The sequence below is a fragment of the Paenibacillus sp. RRE4 genome (assembly GCF_031844205.1).
Classification (GTDB): Bacteria; Bacillota; Bacilli; order Paenibacillales; family Paenibacillaceae; genus Paenibacillus; species Paenibacillus xylanexedens_B.
In genome coordinates this window covers 2422967-2446659 of sequence record NZ_JAUZUT010000001.1, presented here as the reverse complement: position 1 = coordinate 2446659, position 23693 = coordinate 2422967, and the positions used below count along the sequence as shown (strand labels likewise).

Here is a 23693-nt window from a genome sequence, read left to right as displayed (position 1 = left end):
GGGCATTTTTCTTGTGTTTTCAGCAAAATAAGCTCTCTGGTGATCGTTAGAATTTCAAAAAGCCTATTTTCACCTAAATAAGCTCATCTGAGATCGTTAGAAATAAAAGTGTGCTGGCGATCTTTTCGTAAAGTGCTCCACTTCAACTCAATGATGCTCTACTTTATCTATCTCACTTACTTACTTACGATCTTACTCACCTTACGATCTGATCATATGCCTTGACGGAATCGGAATTAGTGTAAATATAAGGAGAAGCGGGCTGGTTAATCGGTGTTACGGATGTTGCCTGAATTTCCATCGTATCTTTACCGTCGACTTGCGCGGAGCCGATGGTACCACGGATCTGTACCCAACTGTCCTTCTCAAATGTGTTGGCATCCGGAATATGAATCATCACGCCGAAAGGAGCCGCATCTGCTGGACAACACATCACGAGAAAACGTCCTAATGCAAAATGAGAGGTATGCTCCATGTTACCGTCCCGGTAAACAAAGCCGGTTAGCATAATCTCTTTACCTGTGAATTGCCGCTGGAACATATCAATGGTGCCGAGGGTTTCCGAGAATATCTCTGGATACACCTGGATGACAGGTTGTACGTATAACTTTTCAGCCAGCTCCGCGAATTCGCGGCTGTATTCATCGGGCGGAACAAACTGCACACGGGCAGGTGTCTCAGATAACTTGTCATTTTGCTGCTTTGTGCCTTCCGTGACGGTATAATCTTGCACGCTCAACTTTGCAGATACATCTGGCAGCGGTTCTTTACGCCTTATTTCAGGCGGAGCGTACGTCAAGGACATTCCTTTCTGACTAGCCATCGAACTGCCTAAAGCATGATCAGGTAGTAGAAAACCTAGCAATAGTGGCAAAGTAATCAAACCGTAGACCATTGAACTACGAATAACGCCGGAAGGAGGGACATGCTCACAATCGCAATCGAATTCATTTCGACTCCAAAAAGCATGCCATGCCATAATCACAGCAATAAACAGGAGGGGAATAGCACAACCGAGAAGCAGCTTTTGCATCGTAGGAGCCAGATAGTAATGTAGAGAATTGCCCGATTTGAGGTGCATAATATACACAGCCAGACTGCCAATCCAGCCTGCACGAATGAGCGTATGCCATTGAATGGCGATCCTTTTCGAAAAAAAGTTCTTGTTTATCTCATGATTTGCGTGACCCATGACCTGCACTCCTTTCTCATGGAAATCAATTTTTGGATCATTTTATATCAGGTAGACACCATCTTGGAAACTAATTAACAGCATTAATGATTAATGTTGTTAATTAACATAACAAGTACTCTTCATTCGAAGCAGTTTCACCTCAATCATCCAAAGAAGTTCACCAGCCATGACCCAGCAAAAACCAACACGATAATCGCTACACTTAAGCCAATAACAAAGCGGGTACGGAAGGTGGAGAGCAACATTAACGTGCTTTTGAAATCCAGCATCGGGCCGAGCACAAGAAAGGAAATCAGCGGGCCTAAAGCAAAGGTATGTGAGAAAGCCGATGCAACAAAAGCATCCGATGTAGAACATAAGGACAGAACATAAGCAAAGCCCATCATGAATATATACGAGGCAACCGGGCCATTCCCCAGCGCAACAAGATCACTGCGACTCACAAATGTCTGAATACATGCTGTAATCAACGCCCCAATTACAAGGTATTTGCTCATATCGACAAACTCGTCCCCAGCGTGGATGAAAAAGCTGCGCCAGTCCTTTTTATGAGAGTGATGATGGTCATGGGTGCTTCCGTGCGAGTGAGCGTGAACATCTGAATGTGTATGAGTATGTGTTGGTTTATGAGAATGAGGTGAGGAAGCCATTTTGAAACCAGGGTGCGTCTTTACTTCGGTTACGACTGCTTTGGGTGTGCGCAGAGGATTACGTTTTACGAACAAATATACAAGTCCGCCAACGGCAGCCGCTACAGCAAAAGCCAAGGCCATTCGAGCAATGGTGATCTCTGGATGACTAGGAAAAGCGAGTAGGGTTGCTGTAAACACAATCGGATTGACGACAGGCCCGCTTAGAATAAACGTTACCGCAATATATGCAGGCATGCCTTTATGCATAAGCCGCCGTACAACCGGAATCATTCCGCATTCACAGATGGGAAAAATAATACCGAGAAGGCCCGCCACAAGCACGCCGCCAACCGGATGTTTAGGGGTCAGTCTTCGCACCATCTCTTCCGATACGAACCATTGCATTAGAGAGGACAGGAACACACCCATGAGCAGGAAAGGGGCGGCCTCCAGAAAAATGCTGATAAATAAAGTTTTTATATTTTGCAACGCTTCACTATTCCAGACCTTATTGAGATCCGGGGCAAACGCAATAATAACCGGAACCAGAAAGGCACAGGGAACCAGGAAGGTGAGAAGTTTCAAACTAGCCGCGATTCTCATGAAAAGACCTCCGTTACTAGAACTTTGCTAGAATATATGCTTGTACTTGCCGTAACATACTTCGATTCGGGCACTTAATCAGTTATTTTACGATTAAAAGTTTCCTCTAAGAGACTTAGTTGACAAGCGAAGGTGGAATAAGGTATAGTTCTCGATGTAATTAATCGTAATAATTACGATTAATTACATCGCCCATATAACTAAATCAGCATATGTACATCAGCCATCATCTCTATTTTCCATCCAAATATCCCGAAAGCTCTGATGGATCACTTAAATTCACCTATAAGAAGTGGAGGAACCAATAATGCCAGTATCAGAAAAACATCAACATATTCAAAATCGAGTGCCAGTTACGGTTCTTAGCGGTTATCTTGGAGCGGGTAAGACGACATTGCTAAACCACGTGTTACATAATCGGGAGGGCATGCGTGTTGCCGTCATCGTAAATGATCTGAGTGAAGTCAATATTGATGCAGGGTTGATTCGGGACGGAGGCGGTTTATCACGGATTGATGAGAAGCTCGTGGAGATGTCAAACGGGTGTATCTGCTGCACACTTCGTGAAGATTTGTTAAAAGAGGTGGAGCGGCTTGCGCTGGATGGCTCGTTCGATTACATATTGATTGAATCCACGGGCATTGGTGAACCGGTTCCTGTGGCGCAGACATTTACGTACATTGATGAGGAACTTGGTATCGATCTAACCCAATTCACTCGTCTGGATACGATGGTAACGGTGGTGGATGCCGCTCAGTTCTGGCGTGACTTCTATTCGAAAGAGACGCTTAAAGATCGCGGACAGGAAGCCGGAGAAGATGACGTGCGGGGCATTGTGCATTTGCTGACCGACCAGGTTGAATTTTGCGACGTTCTTGTGCTGAACAAATGTGATCTGGTGTCCGAAGAAGAGTTATCCAAGCTGGAAAAAGCACTGCATGCGATGCAGCCAGAGGCCAAGTTGGTTCGCACGACGCATGGGCAGATTGACCCGAGAGAAATATTGAATACCGGACGGTTCGATTTTGAGAAAGCAAGCCAGTCCGCGGGCTGGATCCGCGAATTAATGAAAGAGGAGCATACGCCTGAAACCGAGGAATACGGTATTCATTCGTTTGTATACCACCGCAAACGTCCATTCCATCCCGAACGCCTGCTGCGCTGGATTGCCAAGTGGCCGGACAGTATCGTTCGTTCCAAAGGGTTGATGTGGATGGCTACTCGTAACCATATGGCCATTTCATTTAGCCATGCGGGTACTTCCAAACAGCTTGCACCCGCAGGAATATGGGTAGGGGCGATGAGTGAGGAAGAGCGGCATCTGCATTTTGGCGACACACTTCCAGCTATTCCGAATTGGGATGAAGAGTGGGGCGACCGGGTAACCAAGCTGGTGTTTATCGGGATCGATATGGATCGTGCAGCCATTGAACGGACATTGGACGAGACATTGCTTACAGACGAAGAGATGCAGATGAACTGGCGTGAGCTGAAAGATCCTTTTCCACAGTGGAACTAAGAGAAAAAGTTGACAAAAGAAAAGGCATAGGCTAGTATCATTAAATAGTAATAATTACGAATAAATAAAAGGAGGCAACACTATGAGAGTCATTGTAACTTTAGCCTGCACGGAGTGCGGAGATCGCAACTATACAACAACGAAGAACAAGCGTAACCACCCAGAACGTCTGGAGATGAAAAAGTATTCACCTCGTTTGAAAAAGATGACGATTCACCGGGAAACACGTTAAAAAATTTTGGTTTTTTTAAATCGTAATATTTACGAAAATGGAAAGAGGTTAATCCATGATTTTATCTTCCATGCGTGATGTCGTTTTTGGATATGGCAAAGAGCCTGTCATTGATCAGCTGTCGCTGGATATTCATGTGGGCGAATTTGTGGGCATCACGGGGCCGAATGGCTCTGCGAAGACAACCATGCTGAAACTGCTTCTGGGGCTCTTGAAGCCCTGGAGCGGTTCGGTACATATGAATACAGAGCAGCTCCGAGGCAAAAAGCTGGAGATTGGTTACGTACCTCAGCAAGTAGCCTCGTTTAATAGTGGTTTTCCCAGCACGGTACTCGAATTGGTACGATCCGGTTGTTATCACAAGCTAGGTCTTTTTCGGAGATTTACTCCGGACAAAGAAGCGATTGTTGAACGAAGCCTGCGTGAGGTCGGCATGTGGGAATACCGCAACGCACGCGTAGGAGAGCTTTCGGGCGGACAGAAGCAGCGAATCTGTATCGCACGAGCCCTGGCTGGACAGCCGCAAGTGCTTGTGCTGGATGAACCCACCACCGGGATGGATCGGCGCAGCAGAGAAGGGTTCTATGAATTGATGCGTCACTACGCGGATGTTCATGGTCTCACGATCATCATGGTTACACACGGTCTCGAAGAAGTGGGTAACCGGCTGGATCGAACGATCACCTTGGAGCGACAAGAAAGTGAGGAATGGCAGTGTTTGAGTACGAATTCATGCAACGTGCTTTCTGGGCTGGAGGACTAATCGGAATTATTGCACCCATTCTGGGTGTATATCTGATGCTCAGACGGCAGGTACTGATGGCTGATACACTTTCTCACGTTTCACTCGCAGGAGTCGCCTTGGGTTCCATTATGAACCTGAACCCGGTTCTAAGCGGTTTCGCTGTTGCGATAATTGGTGCTCTGCTGGTTGAACAGCTACGGCGAAGCTATCGTACGTACAGTGAGGTGCCGGTTGCGATCATTATGACATCGGGTCTGGCATTGGCTGTTGTGTTAATGAGTCTGAGAATGAATCTTTCCAAAACCTTCAGTTCTTATCTGTTTGGTTCCATTGTCGCGGTTAGTAATATCCAGCTGTGGATGATGGCAGGAGTATGTTTGATTGGATTGACCTTTTTTTTCGTTTTGCGAAGACCGTTGTATAATTTGACATTTGATGAAGAGACGGCCTCCATTGGAGGCGTACAGGTGAAAGGTTTATCATTTGCCTTTGCGATACTAACCGGAATGACAGTGGCCTCTGCGATGCCGATTGTCGGTGTGCTACTCGTATCTGCACTTATTGTATTGCCGGCAGCATTAGCTTTGAAGGTTGCACGCAGTTTTGCCGCAGCGGTCATTATTGCTGTCATTACAGGTCTGACGGGTATTTTCAGCGGTTTGACCGCCTCATACGAGTGGAATACACCGCCGGGAGGAACCATTGCACTCATTCTGCTATTTTTCCTGTTGACTGGAATATCAGCCCAAAAGCTGATTTCACTATACAATCGTAAACGTCATCGCGCCGTCAAGCAACAGACAGCAACATTATATATTCATTCCAAAAGCAACACATAAAGATGAAATGGGGAATTCAGACTATGAAATTGGGCAAAACTTCAGCGCTGGGAATTATCTTCAGTTTGGCACTTGTTGCAACAGGTTGCGGCCAGAAAACAACAACCTCCAATCCGGATCAAGCTGTAGCATCTAGCACTCCAGCGGCTTCGGAGCAAAAATTAAATATAGAGGTAAGTTTTTATCCGATGTATGATTTTACGAAAAATGTAGCGGGTGATCTGGCTGATGTACATACTCTTATTCCGCCGGCTATGGAGCCGCATGATTGGGAACCAACACCTCAGGACATCGCCAGCATTGAAAAAGCAGATGTTCTCGTCTACAACGGTGCAGGAATGGAGTCCTGGATGGATCAGGTCAAAGACAGCCTAAGCAATAGCAAACTTGTACAGGTGGAAGCCAGTCAAGGGATTACGCTCCACGAGGGTGGGGAAGAAGAAGAGCATGACCACGATCACGCGGACAAAGCAACAACCACGGAAGAGCATGATCACGCGGATGATGCTTCTGCGAAGGATGCTCCCGAGCATGACCATGACGCCGCAGCAGGTGAAGAGCATGACCATGACCATGGCGGGCTTGATCCTCATGTGTGGCTTTCACCAGCGCTCGCTATAAAGGAAGTACGTAACATTGAAGCTGGACTTGCCAAAGCGGCCCCTCAGCATGCAGACCAGTTCAAGCAAAACGCCGATGCATACATTGCCAAGCTGGAATCACTGGATCAGGACTTCAAAGCGGCTGTAAAGGACAGCAAACGGAAGGACTTTATTACACAACACGCGGCTTTTGCATATCTGGCAGCGGAATATGGCTTGCAGCAGGTTCCGATTGCCGGGTTGTCTCCTGAACAGGAACCATCCGCAGCTCAGATGGCAACTGTCATTGATTTTGCCAAGGAACACAAGGTGAAAACAATCTTTTTCGAAACTCTCGTTTCATCCAAAGTATCGGAAACCATTGCTAAGGAGATTGGAGCCAAGACGGCTGTGTTGAATCCCATCGAAGGTCTGACCGAGGATGAGGTTAAGTCAGGCAAGGACTACATTAGCGTGATGAGAGAGAATCTGGAAGCGCTGAAGCTGGCATTGAACGAATAGGAACTTTAATGAGCATTTGATGCTTTTCACCGAAAAAGGTACAATATAACAACGTGCTGAGGAATGAACGTGACCTATTCCTTTGCCTTTTGCGAAGCAGAGAGCACAGTGATGTGCTCTTTTTCGTTTAAGACGATTGGATATGCAGACCGGGAGGAACATGATGAACGTATATGAAGAATTTGAGGAACAGGAAGTGCTACTCAGTGAACAGCCTGTACATCTGTGGAGAAGACGGAAACAGGAACTGTTGCAGTGGACCGAACGGGACAAACGAACCGTGTTACCCAAACGGACGGTGATATGGAATGGGGTAGAGGTCGACGTAGAGCTGGTTCGCTCCCTGAGTCTGCTCCATGAAGCAGGGGTACAGACCGAGTTTTCGTGTGCCGGTGTTAGTCCGCTGGATGAACCTGTTGATCATTCACTATATGCGTATGTAACGCTTATCCACAGCAAAGCCGCCGAACAGTTCGTGAACGATGCCATTCTGCGGATGCGAAATCGACTTTTGGTGACTTTTGAGAAAGGGCGTGGTCGATATGATCTATCTTCTTTTTTCATTGGGCACAATCGCAGCTTTTGCTGGTGGATGGAGCGATGCGCACTTGACTTCAAAAGACGAAACGAAGCAGGGAAGCCTGACGTACTATAATGGATAGGCTCGCTAGTTGAAGGCAAGGAGGTCTGAACAGATTGAACAAGTGGCTCAAAACGATTCTTTTTCTAATGGCCTCTGTATTTCTGACCCGATTTATCCCGTTCTCGTCCTTGTTCCGTAATCTGGATACAATGATACATGAATTCGCTCATGCGCTGATGACACTGGTTTTGTCCGGTAAAGTGTTACGCATTGAATTATACGCGGATCATAGCGGTGTCACGTATTCATCTATGCTGACATCGGGGAGAGCGATATTTGTTTCGCTGGCAGGATACATTGGTGCATCGCTTTTTGCATGGCTGCTCTTTTATTTGTACCGCAAAGGGCGGCACATGTGGGGATTGGGAATGATGACGGCTGTGGCACTTGTGTCGCTGGTGTTATATGTCAGAGGCGAATTCGGAATGTTGTGGTTGACCGGGTTTATCGCGTTGAATGTAGTGATTATGATTTTTGGTGTGAAAATCGCTAAGTACTACTATCTGCTACTGGCCTTTATTACACTCGAAGAGTCCGTCGTTAGTGCGATGTATATCGGTTGGGCATCTTGGACCCGTCCATCTCAGGCCGGAGATGCGGCCAATCTGGCGCAACAGACGTTCATGCCAGCGCTGTTCTGGGGTACGCTGTTTGCATTGTTTGCGCTATGGTGTGCAAAGGGAGCTCTTGCACTTTTCTTCCGCAAAGAAGGTACGGCAAGTGCCACGAAGTCCAAATCCCGTGGATTAAACAGAGCATAGTACGTAATGTAGATAGGGCGAAAGTCCGAAGGATGAACAAAGAACACTTCCTTTTTTAAAAAGGAGGTGTTTTATATTTTTTTTGTTTTGTACCGCTCAGCATAATTTGCTAGTTAGTAGCAACGCTCTTTGGATAGTGCGTAGTGTTAGTCCCCAAGGTTATCCCATAACGCGTAAAAATAATAAATTTCCTCCATAATCGCTTGATCATCTTGCGCAGCAATGCCACCCTGGATGCGTGCCAGTGCGCCCAGAATATCGTAAATACTTTCACGCTCCACACTGAATTGAATGCGGTTGACGATCCGATGCCAAGCTTGCATGGCATACTCCACCTGATCTTTGGCTTGTGTCCACTGTTGATCCTGAACCTGCTTTTGCAGAAGTTGGATAGATTCCAGTAACCGATCTTGCGTGCCAAAAGGTTTTTTAAGCCAAGGGCCGCTAATCATGATCGCGATGAACAGCAAAAGCATGATAATGGGGATCGTATAGAGTAGCCATTTATGCTTTTTCATTTCCGAGCCTCCCGGGACAAGTTTGGTCAGATTGTTTTTATGCGTTCAGATCTATTAGATTCATTCAGATCAGTTACGGTTTTTTTCCTCATCTGTGCTGGTCTTGTCTGATAACCGATCCTTATACAAATCGATATATAACTTGTCATTCGGTAAAATGGCAGCAAATGCAATCTCCTGAATCGTCAGGTTTTGTTTTTTCAATTGTTCGGTTAACCAGCTGCTGTTCTTATTCCGTTCCGTCAGTTTTTCTTTCATTAATACACCGTCGATAATAAGCTCGGTCATGAGTTTCCGGGATGGTGGGTGCATGTGCATATCCTTTGCGGTTACGGGCTGATTCTCCGGTTTCAAAGCAATGGATAAGGTGCCATCCGGCTCTAAAATGCCATAATCGACCGTGGTCAGGTCAAATACATCCTTTTGCCGTAGCATCATCGTGAGTTCATCGAACTTCACGCGCATTTGATTCAGATTTTGCTCCAGAATTTTACCATTCTGAATGACCAGGGTGGGATCGGAGTCCATAATTTGAGAGAAGGCTCGGCTTTTTAGCGTAATGTATTGAAAAATGATGGTAATCAGAGTGAAGATGGTTAACGCTACAAAATGAATCCACGCTTTGGATGACAAATCCGTGGCGAACGTACCGGCAATGGAGCCAATCGTAATGCCGTTAATGTAATCAAAATAGGTCAGGTTGCCCATTTGTTGTTTTCCCAGAACCCTCGTATAGACAATTAAGGTGAGAAAAGCGATAATCGCTCGCACAGCAACGACCGTAGTTTCCTCCATTATATATGCATCACCACCCTTTACACCCACAATCCTTGCCCACAACGATGCAATTTATTCCTTATCACCTGAGGGTCAAATCAACGTCAAAAAAACCGAAGCCCGTGAGCATATCACGAGGTTCGGTTGGATTGTGAATCTGTTCCAGGCAATCGAAGTGTCCAAAAAGAAGGCTACACGCCGGAATAGGCCATGAATCCACCGTCTACAGGGACAACAATTCCCGTTACAAAGCCGGACTGCTGTTCATCTGCCAGCCACATTAACGTACCGAGCAGATCCTCCGGTTTACCAAAACGGCGCATCGGGGTATGCGCAATAATTTTGCTGGAACGCTCCGTTGGTGAGCCGTCTGGCTTCAAGAGCAAGTTGCGGTTCTGCTCGGTCAGGAAGAAGCCTGGAGCAATCGCATTGACCCGAATCCCCGACTCTGCCAGATGCACAGCAAGCCATTGTGTAAAATTGTTAATAGCCGCCTTGGCGGCACTATACGCAGGCACTTTGGTCATGGGAGATGGGGCGCTCATGGACGATATATTGATGACCGTAGCAGGTACATCGCGCTCAATCATGTGTTTGGCAAAAATTTGAGTAGGGATGAGGGAGCCAACAAAGTTCAGATCCATGACCTGTCGAAACCCTGCAACACTTACATCAAAAAACGTGGTTACATCAGGATTACCCAAATCCTCCGGTTTAAAAATTTCATTTGTTGTATTCGCGCTAGCGTTATTACCTCCAGCACCGTTAATCAGGATGTCACAAGGGCCGAGTTGTTCTCGTACAATATCCGCTGCTGCCTGTACACTTTCTGCCTGGGTAACGTCACATGCAACGGCAATGGCACGGCCTCCCGCGTTTTCGATCGCAGATGCAACGTCTTGGCCTTTGGCTACCGTCCGGTTGAGAATAGCCACCTTGGCACCGTGTCTGGCAAGTTCTTCAGCCATAGAGCGGCATAGTACGCCTGCTCCTCCGGTAATCACGGCTGTTTTGCCTTCAAGGCGAGAAGTACGATCCAGATTCAGGTTCGAATTGTGTTCGCTCATGCGTTTGCCCTCCTTTGAAGTGAATCCCAGACACCCCAGAGATACATAATTCCGAGTGCGCGATCATACAGCCCGTAGCCTGGTCTGCATTCTTCTCCCCACAGATGTCGACCGTGGTCTGGTCTGGCGTATCCTTCAAAACCAATATCGTGATAGGCTTCCACAACACCCGCGATATCTACGCTTCCGTCCTGACTGCGGTGAGAGGTTTCGATAAAGTCACCATTCTCATAGACCTTCACATTTCGGATGTGAGCAAACGGAATCCGATCACTGAACTCATGAATCATACCGATGATATCGTTGTCTGGATTGGCCCCGAGAGATCCGCTACACAGCGTTACACTATTCGCCGGACTATCGTATAGATTCAGGTATCTGCGAACATTGCCTTGATTAATTATAATTTTAGGCAGACCAAAGATCGGCCATGGCGGATCATCGGGATGAATCGCCATTCGAATGCCAAGCCGCTCGGCGGTAGGGATGATCTCCTGCAGGAAGTAACGTGCGTTCTCCCACACATCTTCCTCGGTCACATCTTTATAGGCTTCGAATAGACCTGTCAGATACTGCAGACGTTCCGGTTCCCAGCCTGGCATCGTGAGGGTGGAGTTTTCATTGATTTTGCGAACCAGTTCCAGAGGTTCAATGTTTTCAATTTTACTAGCTTCATAGAAGAGGGCTGTTGATCCGTCCTCCATTTCTTTGTGCAGATCCGTACGTAGCCAGTCGAAGATCGGCATAAAATTATAACAGATCACTTTGACACCCACTTGGGCTAGTTTCTCCATGGTTTTAATGTAGTTGCTAATATATTTATCCCGTGAAGGCAGTCCAAGCTTGATATCTTCATGAATATTAACACTTTCTACGACATCCAGATGTAGTCCGGCTTGGTCCGCAGCTGTCTTTACGGCAAGTATTTTGTCCATCGGCCATTCTTCGCCTGCAGGAACATCATGTAGTGCCCATACAATGCCTTCGACGCCCGGAATTTGCCGGATCTGATCCAGCGATACCGTATCATTACCTTCGCCAAACCAACGAAAAACCATCTTCATCTCATTCACCTCATCCTCATTAGTGGAAGAAACAACATGTATTACGATGTGCAAGCAGAAATTCTTTACTTATTGGAAATAGGAAGGATATGTACTCCGCAGAACAGCCAGATCCGTCACTGTCAGATACAGATGTTCCTGCATCAGAAGCTCTGCTTTCTCTGCATCATGCCGCTGAATCGCCTGAACCATGGAGCGGTGTTGCTCGATTAAGTGATCCCAATGATGATCGGAAGACAGACGGAGCATCCGGCTTCGATTCAAATGCACATTCATCTGCTGAATCACCGTCCAGGTTTTGCTTTTGTTGCAGCCAGCAAAAAGAGTGCTATGGAACTCCTCATCCAGTTGAAACATGCGTTCATCATCCGGTTCGGTCAGGCATTGCTGCTGCTCTGCAAGATTTTGTTCGAGGGCCGACATCTGCTCTTCAGGAAATTGTGCACAAGCTAGACGGATGACAGCTCGCTCAAGCTGCTCGCGCATAAATCGGGCTTCTTCGACGAGATCCAATTGAATCAGAGAGACATACGTTCCGCGCTGGGGATACACTTCCAGCAGACCTTCCTGAGCGAGTCGGACAAAACTTTCGCGCACAGGAGTCCGGCTAACCTGAAAGTCCAGAGCGATTTCTTTCTCCGAAATGGCCGTACCCGGAGGTAACTGCAGACTCAAAATCTGTTGTTTCAGCGTGTCATAGACCAAATCTCGCGTCGAGTAGGATTGCTTGTTCAACGCCGAGAGGTGGCCTGACAAGGGCGATAAACCGGCTTTGGATGATAATCTGGGGGTATGCTCCACAACTTCAACTCCTTCATTGCCATACTACCATACAAGTATGGCAGAGTGGAAGCGTTTTATTTATAAAAGATTGTTGTTCTGAGCTGTTTTTCTTGAAATTTGAGATGTAAGGAAGTACAATTCAACTTATAAGTTGAAATGTTTAAACGAATAAAAGTAATAACCATGAATTTCGTAGAATGATAGTTAATATGTAGAATGCAGAATGATAATTGAGGTGTAAATATGGGGCAGAAGGCCATAACCATTTTTCAAACATGTATCCCGCTGTTTCAAGTTCTGAGCGACAACCATCGTCAGTCCATTGTGCTTATGTTGAGTGAGAAAGGGCAAATGACCGTGAATGAGATTACGGAGCAGTCCAACCTATCCCGTCCAGCGATATCCCATCATTTGAAGCTGCTACTGGAGAAAGGGCTCATATCCGTGGAACAGAAAGGAACACAGCGTTATTATTCCGCTTCGCTGCATGCTTCCGTCGATTTGCTGAAACAGCTTGTCGCTGCGCTTGAAGAGGAATGCCTTTAAAATAAGTGTCTGAGTAGTATCAAGGAAACAGCTAACATGCCAAGGCATGTATCTTATATGTTCGTCAGTTTAAACCTTTCATCAATAATACATTCAACGAAGGAGGATGACTGTTATGACTACGTTTCAGGAATTGAGCCATGAGGAAGTACAGGTGATCCTTGAAAGGCAACGTACATTTTTTCGTTCAGGTGCTACGCGCCAGGCCGGTATGCGAATAGAACGGCTGAGCCGACTCAAGCAGGCTATTCAGAAATATGAAACCGAGCTAACACAGGCATTATATCAAGATTTGGGCAAAAGCGAATTTGAATCCTATACGACAGAGATTGGATTTATGCTCGACAGCATCACACACACGATGCGTAAAATCAAAAAGTGGGTAAAGCCTGTTAAGGTTAGAACTCAAGTGGCGCTTATTGGCTCCAAAAGTTACATCTTGCCTGAACCGTATGGTGCGGTGCTCATTATTGGGCCTTTTAATTATCCTTTTCAGCTCCTTATTGAACCTCTGGTTGGTGCGATTGCCGCAGGCAACACAGCGGTGCTCAAAGCATCAGAGAACACACCGGCTGTATCGGCTGTCGTGAAGAAATTGATTGGTGAAGTATTTGAGCCGGAATATGTGCAAGTGGTCGAAGGAGCCAAAGACACAACGACAGCGCTTATCCATGCGTCGTTTGACTATATCTTTTTTACAGGCAGTGTACCCGTTGGTAAAATCGTGATGGAGGCTGCAGCGAAAAACCTTGTCCCCGTCACACTCGAACTAGGCGGGAAAAGTCCTGTTATCGTGGATGAGCAGGCAGACATTCAAGTAGCAGCCGAGCGGATCATTTGGGGCAAATTGCTCAACACGGGACAGACTTGTATCGCCCCGGATTACCTGCTTGTTCATGAGCGTGTAAAAAAACCTTTAATTGATGCGATGAAAGCGACGATTGTAAACTTCTTTGGAACGGATATTCAGCGCAACAAGGACTATGGGCGCATCGTGAACAAGTCACACTTTAAACGTTTGACTGCTCTGATTGAACGAGATCGGGATCAGGTCATCTATGGAGGGAAGTTCGATGAAGAAGATCGCTTTATTGAACCGACCTTAATTGACGCGGAATCGTGGAATGCAGCTACGATGGAAGACGAGATCTTTGGGCCGATTTTGCCGATTATCAGTTATGGTCATTTAGATGAAGCGATTAGCAATATTGTTAAACGCCCAAAGCCGTTAGCCTTGTACCTGTTCACATCCGATCCAGCTGTTCAGAATAAAGTGTTGAACGAGGTTTCTTTTGGCGGAGGATGCATTAACGATACGATTACACATGTGGCCAATCCACGGCTACCGTTTGGAGGAGTAGGTCATTCTGGTATTGGCTCGTACCATGGGCGGTACAGCTTCGAGACCTTTTCACATATGAAAAGTGTTCTGAAAAAGAGTACCAAGCTTAATCCGCATATGCTGTACCCGCCTTACAATAACAAATTGAATCTGATCAAACGTTTGCTGAAATAACGATATGTAACATAAACATCAAATAAAACAGCCTGTTGCTGGACATTACTCCAGAACAGGCTGTTCCTGTCTATATTGTGAAGGGGACTTCCCTGACCACCGTTTGAATTGACGGCTAAAATGGGCGATATCCTTATATCCGAGCATCACTGCGATATTTTGTACAGATAGTTGCGGATTGCCTAATAGAACTTTGGCCTCATGCAGCACCATTTGAGATAAAACGGTACGAGGAGACTGCCCGAATATTTGTTTGAACACACGGTTGCAATGCGAAGTACTGATGCCGAGTTCTGCGGCGATATCATCGATCCCATAGTGGGTGTCTGATTCATCGCCTTGTTTGAATTGCTGGCTCATTAGTCCCTGGAGCCGAGTACGAATCTGATGCGCCAGTTCAATCCGTTCGTACCCACCCGCAAACGTCTGGGCTGCTTCCTGAGACACAGTCTCCCACAGGTGACCAAACAGCTCAAATACCGCGGATTGCAGCTGCATGCGCTGTACCATAGCACTCGCGGATTGATCGTGGGCAGAGGACATCAGTTTGTGCAGCACCGGTTCAATCTGCCGGGTAACCGGGCTGTCTGCAGTGAATAATACTTGCTTGATTCGAGCCAGAAGGGAGAGAAACAGCTGATCATCGATATCAAAATGCATACAGAAATAGGTGAAGCCTTCCCCGTTTCGGCTCTGACTGGAATGGATGCTTCCCGGAGGGATCAGCAGCAGCTCGCCAGCGTTTTGTACATATAAAGTACCGTTTATGGTCATATACTGCACACCCTCTGTTACATAATTGAGCTCATATTGAGGATGCTCGTGCGCCGGATAGTCCCAATCGGGTCCGACACTGCGCAGATGAATAGCGAACAAGTTAACGGTGGTTTGTACATCTGGGTAAAACACTTCATGCACACTTTCTCCCAGATCGGGAGGTAAATACGTGGAAGACATTTGAATTCCTCCTTATGTTGGGTCATGTTATGCTGTGTTATGTACATATTTAAAACGAATTCACTAAAATTTCAAAAGTGTAACCGCTTTATATTTTATCATACATCAGCTTGATTTGGGTAAATATTCGATTGATTTGTTCATGGTCTGGACGGGTACTGCGTGATAGGATGGGGCTAATGAAAACGTATGCATATCTTATTTCAAGAGAGGTTATGAAGAATGAGTACATCCAATTCCATTTTTTACAATGCGCATCACGCACCAATCGGTGCTTTTGCCAGTTTCACGCTAGGTTACAAAGGGGCTAAAGGTGGGCTGGGGCTTGAACTCGGGAAGCCGGCTGACCAAAACGTATATATTGGATTGCAAGCTCGTGATGGAGAGCACTATCAGGCATTGCCTTTTTATGAAGCAAGTGAAGATGAGAGTAGCCGTTATGATGTGGAGAAGCTGGACAGCGGAAGTCAAGCTGACAGTGCAGGAGCAAAGCCGCTGATCTCGGCGTTTAGGGATGAAGACATTACTCGGGAGTTTACTTCAGGGACGGATACATGGAATGCAGGGGATCTGAAATTTCGTATCTATTCGCCTGTACGTCCCGTTCCGCATCCGAACAGTGCGGATCGTGAAGCGCTGATGGATGCGCTCGTACCCGCAGTGTTGGTCGAGATGACCATTGACAACAGCCAAGGCGAGAAAACTCGTAAAGGGTACTTCGGTTATCAGGGTAGTGATCCGTATGCTGCAATGCGTTTGATTGGTGGACCAGAGGGAGGACCATTGACAGGGGTTGGACAAGGGCGTCTGACAGCTATTGTGTCCAAAAATGAAGGTCTGTGGCCTGCACGCGGATTTACGCTGGAGAAAATTTTAGAGGAAAAACATCGGGACAATCTGGCATTTGGCTTAGGGTCTATTTCTGTATTGCTGATGGAAGTTCCTGCAGGTCAGAAACGCACGTTTCAATTCGCGGTATGTTTCTATCGGGGCGGAATTGTTACCACCGGTATGGACACCACATACTTGTACACACGTTACTTTGCTGACATTCTGCAAGCGGGTGAGTATGCGCTCGATCGTTTTGATGCATTGACTGCATCCTGTGCCGAAGTAGATCAGCGTCTTGGAACGGCAGCGCTTAGCGAAGATCAGTCCTTTATGCTAGCTCATTCCATCCACAGCTACTATGCGAGCACCCAACTGCTCGATGCAGATGGCGAGCCGCTCTGGATTGTGAATGAAGGCGAATATCGGATGATGAATACGCTGGATCTGACCGCAGATCAGTTGTACTTCGAGCTTGCTCTTAATCCATGGACTGTTCGTAATGAGCTGGAGTGGTTTGTGAAGCGTTATAGCTATACGGATCAGGTTCGCTTCCCTGGAGAAGAGAAATTGCATCCAGGCGGCATAACGTTTACACATGATATTGGTATCGCCAATGTATTTTCCCGTCCGGGTCATTCGGCATATGAACTCGTCGGCATCGATGACTGTTTCTCTCAGATGAGCCATGAAGAGCTTGTGAACTGGCTTTGTTGCGCAACGGTATATATCGAGCAGACGCAAGATCGGGAGTTTGTGACAGAGATGTTGCCGGTTATTCAGGAATGCTTCCAAAGTATGCTTAACCGCGACCATCCTGAAGCAGATCGACGTAATGGCTTAATGGGTCTGGATAGTAGCCGAACACAAGGCGGGGCAGAGATTACCACGTATGACAGTTTGGACGTATCCCTTGGACAATCGCGGAACAATATCTATCTTGCGGGTAAATGTTGGGCTGTTTATGTTGCACTCGAAAAGTTGTTTGCAGCCGAGAAGCTCGCAGAACTGTCTCATCAGGCAGGAAAACAAGCTGATCGCTGCGCGGCAAGCGTCGCTGTTCAATTGACAGAAGGTGGTTACATCCCGGCGGTTATTGCGGAAAATAACAATTCGCGTATCATTCCGGCAGTTGAAGGCTTGGTATTCCCGTATTTTACGGGTTGTGAAGCAGCACTGGATGTTAACGGCCGGTTCGGACCTTATATCAAGGCACTACACACACATCTGAAAACGGTGTTGGTTCCCGGAACATGCCTGTTTGAGGATGGCGGCTGGAAGCTGTCTTCGACAAGCAACAACTCCTGGTTGAGCAAAATCTACCTGTCCCAATTTATCACACGTGAGATTCTGGGTATTGAGTGGGATGAGACTGGGGAAGCAGCGGATGCTGCTCATGTAAAATGGTTGCTCCATTCGGAGGAATCCTACTGGTGCTGGAGTGACCAGATCTTGTCCGGTGTTGCCGTCGGCAGCAAATATTACCCACGTGGCGTAACTTCTATTCTGTGGTTGCTTGAAGGCAAAAATAATCGTCTTGCACAGATCTATGCAAGCAAGGAGGCTGTACAATGAGTCAAACTACCGTACAATCTGGACTGTCCGGCCCGCAATATGAAGCATGGCTAGGTTACCATACTGCACTGTCAGGAGTGAACAGTTTTACGAGAACAGTAGCTCCTCTCTGGAGCCGAGTGATTGATGTACAGGAACGGCATCTCGTCATCGAAACCGCTCTTACCGAGCTCAAGCAAGGGCTCGGTAAGTTATACGGTGAACAGCCTGTCATTCGCCATTCTCAGACCCAAAGCACGGATTCAGACGAACAACGTAAACCGTCAATCCGATTGGGTACATGGGCAGGGAACAATCAGGTGACTAGTGTGTTTACGGAGACAGAACGTGCCGCTGTACAGGGTGAAGGTTTTATCATTCGTGAAGATGAGTCTCTTCAGGAACTGGTTATTGGTTCAGAGACGCCGCAAGGTGTTTTATACGCTGTTTTTCATTTGTTGCGTGAACTGACATTAAAGCAAGGTAAATCAGAAGAAGCCGGTTCGGCTCTTGACGGGGAGAAGCCTTTATTTATTAAAGAGCAACCCGTGAATCAACTGCGCATGATTAATCAGTGGGATAATGTGGACGGTAGTATTGAGCGAGGATATGCCGGACGTTCTATTTTTTACGAAAACGGTGAGTTTACGCAGGATTTAGGGCGCATTCGAGATTACGCCCGATTGCTGGCTTCAACCGGAATCAATGCGATATCGATTAATAACGTGAATGTGCATAAGCTAGAGAGTCTTTTTCTGACAGAACGATATCTTGGTGATGTTGCGAAGGTAGCGGCTGAATTCAGAGCGTATGGTATTCGCTTGTTTCTTTGTGCCAATTACGCGAGTCCAATCGAAGTTGGTGGCTTGCAGACAGCTGATCCACTGGATAATCAGGTACGTGAGTGGTGGAACATTCAAACGGCGAAAGTTTACGCTGCGATTCCGGATTTTGGCGGATATGTGATCAAGGCCGATTCTGAAAACCGTCCGGGGCCGTTCACATACAATCGTGACCATGCAGACGGTGCGAACATGCTTGCCGAGGCACTTCGTCCGTATGGCGGACTTGTCATCTGGCGGTGCTTCGTATATGACTGCAAGCAGGACTGGCGTGATCGTACTACAGACCGGGCTCGCGCGGCCTATGATCACTTTAAGCCGCTAGACGGACGGTTTGCGGACAATGTCATTTTGCAGATTAAAAATGGACCTATGGATTTTCAGGTTAGAGAAGCAGTATCCCCTTTATTCGGGGCGATGGAGAATACGAATCAGGTGATTGAGTTTCAGATTACGCAGGAATATACAGGACAGCAGCGTCATCTGGCTTATCTTGTGCCACAGTGGAAAGAAATTCTGGATTTTGACACGTATGCCAAAGGTAAAGGCTCGGAGATCAAACGCATTGCAGACGGTTCGCTCTATCTGCGCCAGTACAGTGGATTTGCGGCTGTATCCAACATCGGTGCGGACGCAAGTTGGACAGGACATCCGCTGGCTCAAGCGAACCTGTACGGATATGGCAGACTAGGGTGGAATCCTGAGCTCTCGGCAGAAGCCATCGCGGATGAGTGGGTCAGATTAACGTTTGGACATGACGAGCAAGTCGTGGAGCGGATTACAGGTATGTTACTGTCTTCACTCGACATCTATGAAAACTACACTGCACCTCTAGGTGTGGGCTGGATGGTCAATCCGGATCATCATTACGGACCTAATGTGGATGGTTACGAGTATTCCAAATGGGGAACGTATCACTTTGCCGACTGTCATGGAATTGGGGTCGATCGGACGGTGAAGAGTGGTACAGGTTATACTTCCCAATATCATGCGGAAAATGCAGCTCGATATGAATCACTGGAGACTTGTCCCGATGAGTTAATTCTCTTTTTCCATCATGTCACGTACACGCATGTGTTACATTCCGGTAAAACGGTTATCCAGCACATCTACGATACTCATTTCGAAGGTGCTGCGCAGGCTGAAGCTTTGCTCGAAACATGGAGAGAGCTGGAAGGTAAAGTGGATCCAGTCATCTTTAACAAGGTAGCTGCGCTACAGGAAGAACAGGCAGAGCACGCAAAGGAATGGCGCGATATGATTAACACTTATTTTTATCGCAAGAGCGGAATCCAGGATGAGCAAGCGCGTAAGATCTACTAATTGATCATGTACGAAATACGCAATGTTTTCTTTGAAACGAAAGACAGCACCGACAAGCATAAGGAGGAGAATGCGTATGAGTGAACACGAGCTGCCCGTAACGATGAAGGCCGCCGTCATGACGAAGCCTGGACATATTATCATTGAGGATCAACCTGTTCCCAGACCTTCAGCTCATGAAGTGCTTATCAAGGTAATGGCCGTAGGCGTTTGTGGATCGGATGTACATTATTTTGAGCATGGTCGCATTGGCAGATTTGTTGTGGAGAAACCGATTATTCTTGGTCATGAATGTGCAGGGGTTATCGTCGCGGTAGGTGCAGACGTTGCCCGGGTGAAGGTGGGGGAGCGAGTTGCCATTGAACCTGGAGTGACGTGCGGCCGCTGTACAGCTTGTAAGGAAGGACGTTACAATCTGTGTCCTGATGTTCAATTCCTGGCAACCCCTCCGGTCGATGGAGCATTTGTCCAGTACATGGTCATACGAGAAGATATGGTATTTCCAATTCCGGATCATCTGACCTTTGAGGAAGCAGCCATGAATGAACCGTTTTCTGTTGGTATTCATGCTGCCCGTCGGAGCAAACTCTCTCCAGGAACGACACTGGCTATTATGGGCATGGGCCCTGTCGGACTGATGGCTGTTGCGGCAGCGAAATCCTTCGGAGTAGAGACCATAATTGTCACGGATCTAGAGGAAGTTCGTCTTGAGGCCGCCCGCCGTATGGGAGCAACGCACACCATCAATGTTCGTCACGAGGATGCGCTTGCTGTGATTCGGGAAATTACCGACGGCGTTGGGGTGGATACAGCCTGGGAGACAGCAGGTAATCCCAAAGCACTGCAATCGGCGCTATATTCTCTTCGCAGAGGTGGTAAGCTGGCCATTGTTGGATTGCCTGCACAGGATGAGATTGCGATCAATGTCCCGTTTATTGCCGATAATGAAGTCGATATCTATGGCATATTCCGTTATGCCAATACGTATCCTGCGGGAGTTGCCTTTTTAAGTTCGGGACAGCATGATGTGATGTCTTTGATCTCGGATCGATACCCCCTTGAAGAGACGCAACAGGCAATGGAGCGGGCGCTGCATAACAAAAGCGGTAGTCTTAAAGTGATGGTTTATCCGAACGGTATGTGACCATTAAGGGAGTGAGGTTCTGTACACATATGTGTACAGGACCTTTTTTTAATTGTAACGGGAGAATCCGTAATTTTTTTGTTTTTTCCGCATGAAAGGCATGGACAACCTGCCAGCACATGGTATAATTCATGTTGATTTTAATATATAAATGAAAACACATCATTACAGGTTACTCTTATTTTTGGCGAAAGGAATTGAAAGTTGTGAGAACACATGAATTTATGATTCACGCGGATTTTCATCGGGATGAGTTATTGTCGGTATCCTCTCAAGCGTCACGTTTTGCATCGGACATATTATTGTCTTATACGGAGGCTGATCATGAACATCGTGTAGATGTAAAGAGCCTGCTAGGCATGGCTTTACTTCCGCTTCGAAACGGCAGTATGGTTCGATTACAGACTAGAGGAAGGGATGAACTCGAGGCCCTCGAGTACATGTTGCATGTACTGGAAAAAGGCCCGTCGTAAGGATGGATCAGATGCCCACTCGCATGAATTATATTTTTTTTGTTTTTTCGTCAATTCTTGCTGGTACTTCGTGCAAAAAAAGAGTATAATAAAATTTAGTTTGATTCTAGGAAGTACCCATATTAAAGGAGTGTAAATAGATTATGCCAAAAGTTGACATCCATCCTAAAACACAGCTCGTTATTTTCTACGATGCAAGTGCTGACTTCAAATTCCTGGCTTCTTCCACGAAGTTCTCGAACGAAACAATGGAATGGGAAGACGGTAACACTTATCCTGTTATCCGTGTAGATACTAGCTCTGCATCCCACCCGTTCTTCACTGGTAAACAAAGAAACGTGGATATCGGTGGACGTGTTGACAAGTTCAACCGCAAATACAACCTCAAAAACTAGTTCTCATATAGATGAGGAGAAACCCCTAGGATTTTATTCCGGGGGTTTTTGTTTTTTTAGATTTATTTTTTAGGTGTGTTTTCTTAGTATCTTGCATGAATACTCATTCGTCATCTCAACCAAAGATTGCGCTTTCAGCGCAATCAGTTGTAAACTAGAGTACAGAGTCTGAACATAGTGGAGGAGGAAATAGAGATGAGCAGAATTACACATATGGTTACATTTACACTTTATGCAGGTAAAGATACAGCGGAGTCCGAAGTTTTTTTGAACGAAAGTAAGCAAGCGCTTGCGGAAATTCCAGGTGTTGAACATTTTCAAGTGTTACGTCAAGTGAGTGTTAAGAATGAGTTTGATTACGGTTTTACCATGGAGTTTGCAGATCAGGCTGCTTATGACGCTTATAATGACCATCCCGTACACCGTCAGTATGTTGCAGAGCGCTGGGAGAAGGAAGTCAGCCGTTTTCAGGAAATTGATTTTATGAAACACAATGGTGAATAGAGACCCCAAAGTAACGTTGGAAATGGACTGAGAATCAAGAAAAAACCAAAGGAAGTCTTGATATCCGAAAATGCATGCGGCACAAGTATTCTAAAATCCACTTTTCGAAATCGTTTTAGGGTAGAACGGATAAGGAGGTGACTCAGGTCATGAAATTGGATTTAACGGGAAAAACGGCATTAGTTACGGGTGCAACGGGGCAATTGGGAAGAGTGATTGCTCGTACACTCGCAGCTTGCGGCGCGAATCTGGTACTGCATTACATAAACAACGAAATGAAGGCCAAGGAACTGCAGGAAGAGATTGAAGCACTGGGTCGGCAGACCGTAATCGTGCAAGGTGACTTGACTAAACAGGATACCGCGTTTCGGATACGAGATGCGATCCAGAATACGATGGGTACCGTAGATATTGTCGTTGCAAATGCAGTCATTCAATACGAATGGACTTCCGTTTTGGAGCAGGCACCCGAGGATTACTTAAGCCAGTTCGAATCATGTGTCATGCAAAGTGTATATCTTGCCAAAGCTTTCATTCCGCAGATGCAGGAAATGAGATCCGGTCGATTCATTGGGATTAATACCGAATGTGCGATGCAAAATTTTGCCCATCAATCAGCCTATACCGCAGGAAAACGCGGGATGGACGGTGTATATCGTGTGTTAGCGAAGGAAGTCGGCGAATATCAGATTACGGTTAACCAGGTTGCCCCAGGTTGGACGATTAGTGAACGAGATCGAACAAGCGAACCAGGACATGACGAGGCATATACTCGATCTGTACCATTGAGACGCAGGGGAGAAGATCAGGAGATTGCAAACGTCGTTGCTTTCTTAGCATCCGATTTGTCCTCATATATCACTGGAGCGTATATCCCTGTAAGCGGTGGCAATGTTATGCCAGCCATTTGATTAACTATGCTCTCAGGAGAAGATATCGTGAGAAATACAAGAGTGATCCGTTTGCCTTTTAAGGTAAACGGATTTTTTGATTTTTCTCCAGATGTTATAGAAGATTGTGTTTATATACTTGGAGTGACATATGCTTTTGATTCGTTTTTCAAAATATTGGGGTATAAGAATAGGTATATTCAAGGGATGGAAACCTAATCAAAATAACGTTATAAAGGA

The 23693-nt window shown here is 46.4% G+C and carries 25 protein-coding genes; 17 read left to right on the top strand and 8 right to left on the bottom strand.

What is annotated here, in order from left to right; all coding sequences use genetic code 11:
- Positions 1-196 precede the first annotated feature (196 nt).
- The gene (locus Q9R46_RS11010; RefSeq protein ID WP_311280067.1) at positions 197-1192 is read right to left on the bottom strand and encodes a TIGR03943 family putative permease subunit; all 996 of its coding nucleotides are present in this window, start codon (positions 1190-1192) and stop codon (positions 197-199) included.
- 146 nt (positions 1193-1338) lie between these two features.
- Entirely contained in the window at positions 1339-2430 is a 1092-nt protein-coding gene (locus tag Q9R46_RS11005; protein WP_311280066.1) for a permease, read from the bottom strand.
- A 307-nt stretch (positions 2431-2737) separates the two neighbouring features.
- Here Q9R46_RS11005 and Q9R46_RS11000 point away from each other — a divergent pair, with 307 nt between their 5' ends.
- From Q9R46_RS11000 to Q9R46_RS10970, 7 genes are all read left to right on the top strand, one after another.
- Positions 2738-3949, top strand: a complete 1212-nt coding sequence (locus tag Q9R46_RS11000; RefSeq protein ID WP_311280065.1) for a GTP-binding protein — start codon at positions 2738-2740, stop codon at positions 3947-3949.
- Between the two features lie 82 nt (positions 3950-4031).
- Entirely contained in the window at positions 4032-4181 is a 150-nt protein-coding gene (gene rpmG / locus Q9R46_RS10995; RefSeq protein WP_036613813.1) for a 50S ribosomal protein L33, read from the top strand.
- Positions 4182-4236: 55 nt separating this feature from the next.
- A complete protein-coding gene (locus Q9R46_RS10990; protein ID WP_311280064.1) occupies positions 4237-4944 on the top strand; it encodes a metal ABC transporter ATP-binding protein in 708 nt (235 codons plus the stop codon).
- Entirely contained in the window at positions 4890-5765 is an 876-nt protein-coding gene (locus tag Q9R46_RS10985; protein ID WP_311280063.1) for a metal ABC transporter permease, read from the top strand. Before Q9R46_RS10990 ends, Q9R46_RS10985 begins: the two co-directional genes overlap by 55 nt.
- Before the next feature lie 23 nt (positions 5766-5788).
- Complete coding sequence (locus tag Q9R46_RS10980; protein ID WP_311280062.1) at positions 5789-6868, top strand: metal ABC transporter substrate-binding protein; 1080 nt, start codon at positions 5789-5791, stop codon at positions 6866-6868.
- A 160-nt stretch (positions 6869-7028) separates the two neighbouring features.
- The gene (locus Q9R46_RS10975) at positions 7029-7523 is read left to right on the top strand and encodes a hypothetical protein (protein WP_311280061.1); all 495 of its coding nucleotides are present in this window, start codon (positions 7029-7031) and stop codon (positions 7521-7523) included.
- Between the two features lie 41 nt (positions 7524-7564).
- A complete protein-coding gene (locus Q9R46_RS10970) occupies positions 7565-8272 on the top strand; it encodes a M50 family metallopeptidase (RefSeq protein WP_145331318.1) in 708 nt (235 codons plus the stop codon).
- Positions 8273-8418: 146 nt separating this feature from the next.
- Here the strand turns inward: Q9R46_RS10970 and Q9R46_RS10965 are convergent, their stop codons facing one another.
- The 5 genes from Q9R46_RS10965 to Q9R46_RS10945 form a co-directional block, all read right to left on the bottom strand.
- Positions 8419-8790: a DUF4363 family protein gene (locus tag Q9R46_RS10965; protein ID WP_145331316.1), complete on the bottom strand. Its 372-nt coding sequence runs from the start codon at positions 8788-8790 to the stop codon at positions 8419-8421.
- Between the two features lie 69 nt (positions 8791-8859).
- Positions 8860-9585 carry a DUF421 domain-containing protein gene (locus Q9R46_RS10960; protein WP_311280060.1) on the bottom strand — a complete coding sequence of 242 codons (726 nt, stop codon included), beginning with the start codon at positions 9583-9585 and terminating at the stop codon, positions 8860-8862.
- 173 nt (positions 9586-9758) lie between these two features.
- Complete coding sequence (locus Q9R46_RS10955) at positions 9759-10634, bottom strand: SDR family oxidoreductase (protein ID WP_311280059.1); 876 nt, start codon at positions 10632-10634, stop codon at positions 9759-9761.
- Positions 10631-11698 carry a mannonate dehydratase gene (gene uxuA / locus Q9R46_RS10950; RefSeq protein WP_311280058.1) on the bottom strand — a complete coding sequence of 356 codons (1068 nt, stop codon included), beginning with the start codon at positions 11696-11698 and terminating at the stop codon, positions 10631-10633. Before uxuA ends, Q9R46_RS10955 begins: the two co-directional genes overlap by 4 nt.
- A gap of 69 nt (positions 11699-11767) precedes the next feature.
- Entirely contained in the window at positions 11768-12454 is a 687-nt protein-coding gene (locus Q9R46_RS10945; protein WP_397386378.1) for a GntR family transcriptional regulator, read from the bottom strand.
- A gap of 270 nt (positions 12455-12724) precedes the next feature.
- Between Q9R46_RS10945 and Q9R46_RS10940 the strand changes: the two genes are divergently transcribed.
- On the top strand, positions 12725-13027 hold the full coding sequence (locus Q9R46_RS10940) for an ArsR/SmtB family transcription factor (protein WP_311280057.1): 303 nt from the start codon (positions 12725-12727) through the stop codon (positions 13025-13027).
- Positions 13028-13142: 115 nt separating this feature from the next.
- Complete coding sequence (locus Q9R46_RS10935) at positions 13143-14543, top strand: aldehyde dehydrogenase (protein ID WP_311280056.1); 1401 nt, start codon at positions 13143-13145, stop codon at positions 14541-14543.
- Between the two features lie 45 nt (positions 14544-14588).
- Here Q9R46_RS10935 and Q9R46_RS10930 read toward each other — a convergent pair whose 3' ends face one another.
- A complete protein-coding gene (locus tag Q9R46_RS10930) occupies positions 14589-15500 on the bottom strand; it encodes a helix-turn-helix domain-containing protein (protein WP_145331302.1) in 912 nt (303 codons plus the stop codon).
- Between the two features lie 222 nt (positions 15501-15722).
- On the opposite strand from Q9R46_RS10930, the gene Q9R46_RS10925 reads away from it, so the two are divergent.
- The 8 genes from Q9R46_RS10925 to Q9R46_RS10890 all read left to right on the top strand — a co-directional run bounded on the left by Q9R46_RS10925 (position 15723) and on the right by Q9R46_RS10890 (position 23672).
- Positions 15723-17903 (top strand): glycoside hydrolase family 52 protein, encoded by a 2181-nt coding sequence (locus Q9R46_RS10925; protein ID WP_311280055.1) that lies wholly within the window; start codon positions 15723-15725, stop codon positions 17901-17903.
- A complete protein-coding gene (locus Q9R46_RS10920; protein WP_311280054.1) occupies positions 17900-20047 on the top strand; it encodes an alpha-glucuronidase family glycosyl hydrolase in 2148 nt (715 codons plus the stop codon). Before Q9R46_RS10925 ends, Q9R46_RS10920 begins: the two co-directional genes overlap by 4 nt.
- A 70-nt stretch (positions 20048-20117) precedes the next feature.
- Positions 20118-21191, top strand: a complete 1074-nt coding sequence (locus Q9R46_RS10915) for an NAD(P)-dependent alcohol dehydrogenase (RefSeq protein WP_260984746.1) — start codon at positions 20118-20120, stop codon at positions 21189-21191.
- A gap of 206 nt (positions 21192-21397) precedes the next feature.
- Positions 21398-21664, top strand: coding sequence for an HPr family phosphocarrier protein (locus tag Q9R46_RS10910; protein ID WP_311280053.1), 267 nt, complete (start codon positions 21398-21400; stop codon positions 21662-21664).
- A gap of 143 nt (positions 21665-21807) precedes the next feature.
- Positions 21808-22059 (top strand): type B 50S ribosomal protein L31, encoded by a 252-nt coding sequence (locus tag Q9R46_RS10905; RefSeq protein ID WP_090916418.1) that lies wholly within the window; start codon positions 21808-21810, stop codon positions 22057-22059.
- Positions 22060-22254: 195 nt separating this feature from the next.
- Entirely contained in the window at positions 22255-22563 is a 309-nt protein-coding gene (locus Q9R46_RS10900; RefSeq protein WP_311280052.1) for a Dabb family protein, read from the top strand.
- Positions 22564-22712: 149 nt separating this feature from the next.
- Positions 22713-23474 (top strand): SDR family NAD(P)-dependent oxidoreductase, encoded by a 762-nt coding sequence (locus Q9R46_RS10895; RefSeq protein WP_145414331.1) that lies wholly within the window; start codon positions 22713-22715, stop codon positions 23472-23474.
- A 27-nt stretch (positions 23475-23501) separates the two neighbouring features.
- Positions 23502-23672 carry a hypothetical protein gene (locus Q9R46_RS10890; protein ID WP_186331789.1) on the top strand — a complete coding sequence of 57 codons (171 nt, stop codon included), beginning with the start codon at positions 23502-23504 and terminating at the stop codon, positions 23670-23672.
- Positions 23673-23693 lie beyond the last annotated feature (21 nt).